This window comes from Candidatus Eisenbacteria bacterium (assembly GCA_016867495.1).
Classification (GTDB): Bacteria; Eisenbacteria; RBG-16-71-46; order CAIMUX01; family VGJL01; genus VGJL01.
The window spans coordinates 1-6,837 of the sequence record VGJL01000135.1 but is presented as its reverse complement, the minus strand read 5'-3'; the positions used below and the strand labels follow the sequence as shown (position 1 = coordinate 6,837).

General features: G+C 65.1%; 7 protein-coding genes. All 7 read left to right on the top strand.

What is annotated here, in order from left to right:
* Positions 1–53 precede the first annotated feature (53 nt).
* Entirely contained in the window at positions 54–1,034 is a 981-nt protein-coding gene (locus FJY88_10585; GenBank protein MBM3287779.1) for an ornithine carbamoyltransferase, read from the top strand.
* A 12-nt stretch (positions 1,035–1,046) separates the two neighbouring features.
* The gene (locus tag FJY88_10580; GenBank protein MBM3287778.1) at positions 1,047–2,450 is read left to right on the top strand and encodes an amidohydrolase family protein; all 1,404 of its coding nucleotides are present in this window, start codon (positions 1,047–1,049) and stop codon (positions 2,448–2,450) included.
* 197 nt (positions 2,451–2,647) lie between these two features.
* Positions 2,648–3,442: a hypothetical protein gene (locus tag FJY88_10575; GenBank protein ID MBM3287777.1), complete on the top strand. Its 795-nt coding sequence runs from the start codon at positions 2,648–2,650 to the stop codon at positions 3,440–3,442.
* Positions 3,443–3,710: 268 nt separating this feature from the next.
* Complete coding sequence (locus FJY88_10570) at positions 3,711–4,829, top strand: hypothetical protein (protein MBM3287776.1); 1,119 nt, start codon at positions 3,711–3,713, stop codon at positions 4,827–4,829.
* Positions 4,830–5,071: 242 nt separating this feature from the next.
* Positions 5,072–5,764, top strand: a complete 693-nt coding sequence (locus FJY88_10565) for a cysteine hydrolase (protein ID MBM3287775.1) — start codon at positions 5,072–5,074, stop codon at positions 5,762–5,764.
* Entirely contained in the window at positions 5,761–6,294 is a 534-nt protein-coding gene (locus tag FJY88_10560) for a DinB family protein (GenBank protein ID MBM3287774.1), read from the top strand. Before FJY88_10565 ends, FJY88_10560 begins: the two co-directional genes overlap by 4 nt.
* The coding region (locus FJY88_10555) for a hypothetical protein (protein MBM3287773.1) at positions 6,291–6,837 on the top strand (547 nt) is incomplete at its 3' end. The genes FJY88_10560 and FJY88_10555, both read left to right, overlap by 4 nt.

The window sequence follows — 6,837 nt, the reverse complement described above, 5'->3', positions numbered from 1 at the left end:
CGCGCGAAAGGAGTGTTCGCTTGAGACCGACGAATCCGGGATCCGATCTGACGCTGGGCGGGATCTTCAAGGGAAGGGACTGGATCACGACCCAGGAGTGGGAGGTGGGCGAGATTACGCGGTTGCTCGAGCTCTCCGCCTCGCTCAAGGGGCTCTTCAGGACGGGCGAGGAGACCCTCGTGCTTCCGCACAAGACGATCTTCCTGCTCTTCTTCGACAACTCGACCCGCACGAGGAACTCCTTCGAGGCCGGGGCCACGCAGCTCGGCGCCCACGCCCACTTCATCAGCTCGGAAACTTCGCAGGTCGCCCACGGAGAGTCGCCGAAGGACACCGGGGTCATCCTCAGCCGCTACGGTCACGCCATCGCGATCCGGCACGATAGGATCCCGGGCGAGGGGAACAGCTACATGCGCGAGGTGGCGCGCTGGGCCGATGTTCCCGTGATGAACATGCAGTGCGATGTGGATCATCCGTGCCAGACGCTGGCCGATCTGATGACGATGCGCGAGCGTCTCGGTCCCGACCTGCGCGGGCGGAAGATCGCGGTGTCGTGGGCCTACACGAGGACCTACGCGAAGCCGCTATCGGTCCCCCAGGGATTGATCACGCTCTTGACCCGCTTCGGCATGGATGTCGTTCTCGCGCATCCGCCCGAGTTTCGCCTGATGCAGGACCAGGTCGAGATCGCGAGGGAGAACGCGGAACGAAGCGGCGGCGGCTTTCGGATCACCCACAGCATGGAGGACGCCTTTGCGGAAGCCGACATCGTCTATCCCAAGTCCTGGGGATGCATCGATCTGTTCCAGAGGCCGGAAGAGTCGCTCGAGCTGGGGGCCCGGTACGCGTCCTGGATCTGCGACGAAAAGATGATGGGACTGGCGAGACCCGACGCTCTCTACATGCACTGCCTCCCCGCGGATCGGGGGACCGAGGTCGCCGACGCTGTGATCGACGGGCCGAACTCTGTCGTCTATGACGAGGCCGAGAACCGCCTGCACACCTGCAAGGCTCTCATGGCCGCCTTGATGTAGGGGGCGCTGGGCTTGCACGATCTCGTGATAAGGGGCGCGCGGGTCGTTGACGGGAGGAATCTGCTCGGTCCCGACGGGGCTGAGATGGATGTCGCGATCCTGGGAGAGAAGGTCGTTGAGATCGCCCCTCGGATCGGCGGGCCCGCCCGGCGCGAGATCGACGCCGCGGGATGGCTCGCCCTCCCCGGCGGAGTCGATCCCCATGTCCATCTGGGGCTCCCCTCGAAAGGCACGAGATCGAGCGACAGCGTCGAGACGGGAACGCGGGCCGCGCTCTTCGGAGGCGTCACCACGGTCATCGACTTCACGCTGCAGCGTCGCGGGCAGTCGCTCGAGGAGAGCCTGCGGGATCGCGTGGAGGAGTTCGCCGGGAGGGCGTACTGCGATCACGCCCTTCACGTCTGCTTGACCGACTTCCCGCCGGACATCGAGGAGCGGCTGAAGATGGATCTCGCGGCCGTCGTCCGCCTCGGCGCCGGCAGCGTCAAGATCTTCACCGCCTACTCGAGGGAAGGGATGGCGATTCCTCCGTGGGCGATCGAGCCGGTGATGCGGGCCGTGGCGGAGAAGGGGCTGGTCCTCCTGGTTCACGCGGAGGATGACGCGACGATTCGAGCGAGCGAGGAGTCGCTGGCTCGAACGGGACGGATGGAGATTCGGCATTTCCCCATGTCCCGGCCATCCTCCGCCGAAGCGCAGGCGATCGCGCAGATCGCGCAGGCGGCGGCGGGGATCAAGGCGGGAGCAGGCGCGGCGATCTACTTCGTGCACGTCTCATCCCGCGCGGGGATCGAGGCGATCGCGGCGGCCGGGGATCGACAGCGGATCTTCGCCGAGACCTGCCCCCAGTACCTCGTCCTCGACGATCGAGTTTATGACGGGGCTGACGGGGCTCAGTTCCTGGTGGCCCCTCCGCTGCGCCGCGAGGCGGACCGCGACGGCCTTCTCGATGCGCTTCGCCGCGGTCTATTCGACACGATCGGAACCGACCACTGTCCCTTCTATCGGGCGGACAAGGAGAAGCCGGGCGCCACGTTCCTCGATCTGCCGAACGGACTGCCTGGAGTGGAGACGCGGCTTCCGCTGATTCATACGATAGGAGTGGGAGCGGGCAGGATCAGCCTGCAGGAGATGGCAAGGCTCACAGCGACCCGACCCGCGGAGATCTTCGGCCTCTCCCCGGCGAAGGGAGCGATCGCCCCGGGGGCCGACGCCGACATCGTCCTCTTCGATCCCGGCGAGACCTGGCAGATCGAAGCCGAGAAGATGCATATGAACGTGGACTTCTCGCCCTATGCCGGGATCACGGTGCGCGGTTCCGTCCGCTTCGTTCTCTTGAGGGGGGCGACGGCGATCGAGGATGGCGGTCTGCGCGTCGCCGCCTCCGGCCGCCGGCTGTCGATGCGCCGCGCGTGAGTCTCGGCGGCTCGCCGGCGGGATCAGTTATCACGCTTGTGAAGTGATGCGCTAGTAGCCTTCCTTCAGCGCTTTTTTCCGCGCCGTTCTTGACAATCGTTCCCTCTTCTGAGAATGTGTCTAGTTCGCATTTGACATGTCCGGCGCGCTCGGCGCCGGGCATCAGAGATGACTACAAAGGAAGAGAGGATATCACAATGAAGAGACTGCTTTCGGCAGCGATGCTCTTGGCCGTGGTCGCGCTACTGAGTTCCTCGGCCGCAATGGCCGTCAAGACGAACCTGGGAGTCGATCGCGTGTGGCAGGCGACTCCGAACGACCTGACGCCTACCAGCGAGAGGGCGAGCGGACGGATCCTCTACGCGCCGGCGGAGGGAGACGATCCCGTTCTGCGGGCAGCGATCGCCGGCTACACCGGGGGCATCGTGGACTACTTCGACGCTGCCGCCGCGACACCGAGCCTCGAGCTTCTCCTGCGGTACGACTGTGTCTATACCTGGGTGAACTTCGCCTATGCCGACAGGGTCCTCTTCGGCGACAACCTCGCGGACTTCGTCGATCGGGGCGGCTCGGTCGTCCTGGGCGTCTTCTGCACCTTCACCGCCGGAAACTCCCTCGGCGGCAGGATCATGACCGCGGGCTACTCTCCGGTCACGAGCCCGAGCGGATCGAACCACTACCTCTTCGACTCGTACGCCGGCAACGGCACGACCTGTATCCACGCCGGCGTGGGCGCCTATGGGTCCACCTATCGCGACTACCTGGTCACGCAGGGCGGTGGCTTCGTCGACGGCACCTATCTCGACGGCGAGATCGCGCACGCCTATCGCTCCGACTACAAGGTGATCTACAGCAACGGCGGCGGCGCGTTCCAGCTCGGCGGGACCGGTGACTGGGCCCTCCTGGTCGCGAACGCCTGCGCCTGCGATCATGGCCCGACGCCAGTCGAGACCTCCACGTGGGGGCGTATCAAGTCCAACTTCCGCAACTAGTCCGGAATCCGGCCGCGCTTGAGGAGAGCGCGGCAACCTCAAAGCGCCCCCACCGCGTCGACCGAGGGATGGAGTCGGCGCGGAGGGGGCGAGGGTCTTCTCGCAGCCCCGGAGCCGTCTGGCTGCTATCGCCCAGGGGCTTCGACTGATGTGGTCGCCGGTATCGGCCGCGGAAGAGGCAATGCCCGGGCGTGGATGACCCGATAAGAGGGAGACGAAGGAGGGTCGCGGCCCGACCAGGAGAGCCGCCGGCCGTGTGGAGGTCTTGATGTCTATCTTGAAGCTATCGAAGCTGCTTGCGCTAGGGGGCATGATCCTCTCTCTAGCCGGTGGCGCCATGGCGACGCCTCCTTCCCCTACCTACGGGACCGCAGTCGTGGACGGCGCCTACCTGGAATGGGATCTCGTTGTCGATCGATTTGCCGACATGCACGAGGCGGGGGATCAGACCCATCCGCTCATCTCCAAGGCCTACCTACGCTACGATTGTAGAACGAGCACAGCCTTCGTTCTTGTTCTGACAGAGCCCGGCGTGATCGGATACCACGACTCGTCCGTTCCCGCAGCGACCTCGTGGGTGGCCATTGACCGCATCTCACGCAAGCGCGTCAACGAGGATTCGGGAAACGACGGAGTGCCCCCCGACTTCGCGTTCGTCGATCCCGCTTTTGACGGCGACCCCAATCACAACCATGGATTCGAGGCGTCGTTCGCGCTTGCGCCGGGCAGTTACCTCATCTTCATCCACACGAAGTTCTGGAACGGCGTGTCCGGAGGGACGACTGCCACGATCGGATCTCCGCAGAGCGGGGTGGAACTCGTGATCGATTGCACTCTGCTGGGCGCATGCTGCGCGCCGACCGGCAATTGTACACTCACGACGATGACGGATTGCCTGCCGCCGAACAGATGGGACGGTGCAGGAACGATCTGTGCCCCAAACCCCTGCCCGACACCGCCGCCTGTAGGGGGATGCTGCTTCGAGGACGGACATTGCGAGTTGTTATCTCAGGAACAGTGTCTCGCCGCCCCGGAACATGTCAGCTGGCTCGGGGAGGCGGTTCCCTGCTGGCCGGACAATCCCTGCCCGCAGCCGGGCGCTTGTTGCGATCTTGCGACGGGGGCTTGCAGCTTTCTCTTGCAGAACGAGTGTGAAGAGCCGCTGGAATGGCTCGGTGGAGAATGCGGCCCTGTGAATCCATGCTCTCTTCCGCCGAGGACCGGCGCGTGCTGCTACACGAGCGGGACTTGCTCGGTCGTGACAGAGGAGGACTGTCAGGCTGCCGGGGGCTTCCTCTGGTCGCTCGGAGAGGATTGCGTCGATGACTGCCCGCCCGTCTCCACCCGGAGCACAACCTGGGGCAAGCTCAAGGCGGTCTATCGCTGATTCCCCCCGACATCGCGCGAGACTTCGTGGACCCACCCCGCCTCGGGGTGGGTCTTCGTTTGGCGATTCGCGGACGCGTCCTCGAACCGCCGCACAGCTGTCAACCATCCGCCCACATGGACTCTTTCCATGGAAGGGGGTATCGTCGGCTGTCGGATTGCAGTGGGAACCGCCGGCGGACCAGGGGTCCATGCGACACAGCGGTCAAGGAGCGGGAACGCGGCAGAGAGAGGGAGGTCGGCATGGAATCCTACGTCACGGAGCGGAACATCGACGCCAAAACGCGCCAGTGGGTAGAGAGGATCCGCCCCTACAACCAGCACAAGATGAAGCTGCGCGCCGGCAAGAGCGCCCTGCTCGTCGTCGACATGCAGTGTTTCTTCCTGGAGAAGGGATCGCCCACCTTCACGAGCGGCGGGCTCGCCATTCTTCCGACCGTCCGCGGGTTGATCAGGGCCTTTCGCAAAGCCGGGAGGCCCGTCATCTACACTCGGCATGTCCACGATCGCAGCGGAGTCGACCTGGGGCTGATGGGTTGGTGGTGGGAAGGCAAGTGCATCGAGGGAAGCCCGCAGAGCGAGATCCACGCCGACATCGCGCCGGAGCGAGGCGAGAGAGTCGTCTTGAAGCACAGGTACTCCGCCTTCTACAACACCGACCTCGAGACCGTTCTTCGAGGATTGAGAATCGAGGATCTCGTCATCTGCGGCGTGATGACGAATCTCTGCTGCGAGTCGACCGCCCGAGACGCTTACTATCGAGATTACAGGGTCTTCGTCCCGGCCGACGGGACGGCCACGGCGGACGAGGAGATGCACCTGGCGAGTCTCATGAATCTGGCCTTCGGCTTCGCGTACGTCACGACAGGGGAGAGGATCATGAAGGAGGTCGGGGCGTCTCGAGAGAGGAAAGGCCGGAAGGAGGGGGGAAAGTGATCGATAAGGCGCCCTGGATCGGGCGCGGCTTCGCGTTCGATCTGCCACTGTCGATGTTCCCCAACCTCATCGAGCGCCTGCGGGGCACGCCGGCGCGCGTCGAGGAGCGCGTCCGCGGCGTTTCCCCGCGCTTCATGGTCGAGCGCGTCGACTGCCGGTGGTCGATCCAGGAGAACATCGGCCATTTGGTCGAGGTCGAGAATCTCTGGCATGGGCGGCTGGATGACTATGCCTCAGCGGCAGCGGAGTTGAGGCCGGCGGATATGGAGAACCGGCGGACGCAGGCAGGCGACTACAACCGCGCCGATCTCGGCCAGATCCTGGCGCGATTTCGTCGCGAGAGAAGCAGGTTGATCGACCGGCTCGAGGGGCTGAGCGAGGCCGAAGTCTTGAGGACGGCGCATCATCCGCGTCTCGACCGGCCGATGAGGGTCCTCGACATGATGGTGTTCGGGGCCGAGCACGACGACCACCACCTGGCTCGGATCTCGGAGCTCCTGCGACGGCGGCCGGCGGAGGCGGCTTCGTGAGGCCCAGCGGATCCGCGGCGCTCCGACACCTCATCGCCATCGCGCTCTTCTCGGCGCTCGTCACCGCCCTCGCCTCTTTCACGCGGGCGGCCGACGGCCCGTGGGAGAGCCTCGCACCGGGGCTCGATCTCGGCCGGTTCTCCGTCTCCTCCGGACGGCCGGGCGAAGAGTCGGAGATCGTGATCCTCCGCGTCGATCCCGAAGCTTGGGAGCTGAGGATCTGTTGCGCGAGCGAGGAGGACTCGGCAGTCAACTACACCGCCCGGGAGTGGTGCGAGCGGAGGGGTCTCGTCGCGGCGATCAACGCCGGGATGTTCGATATCGACTATCTTACACATGTCGGATACATGAGGTCGGGGGAGCATCTGAACAGCCCCCGCGTCAACGAGTACCAGTCGGTAGCGGCCTTCAAGGCCAAGCTGCCCGGCCTGTCCCCGTTCCGGATCTTCGATCTCGATGAGCCCGGAGTGACGCTGGAGCGGATCGGGCGGGAGTACGCTGACGCGGTCCAGAATCTGAGACTCGTGAAACGGCCGGGTGTCA

Bases quoted from the DNA above. Each gene is read 5' to 3' on its own strand.
- FJY88_10570 (MBM3287776.1), top strand. From the start codon at position 3,711: ATGTCTATCTTGAAGCTATCGAAGCTGCTTGCGCTAGGGGGCATGATC.
- FJY88_10575 (MBM3287777.1), top strand. From the start codon at position 2,648: ATGAAGAGACTGCTTTCGGCAGCGATGCTCTTGGCCGTGGTCGCGCTA.
- FJY88_10565 (MBM3287775.1), top strand. From the start codon at position 5,072: ATGGAATCCTACGTCACGGAGCGGAACATCGACGCCAAAACGCGCCAG.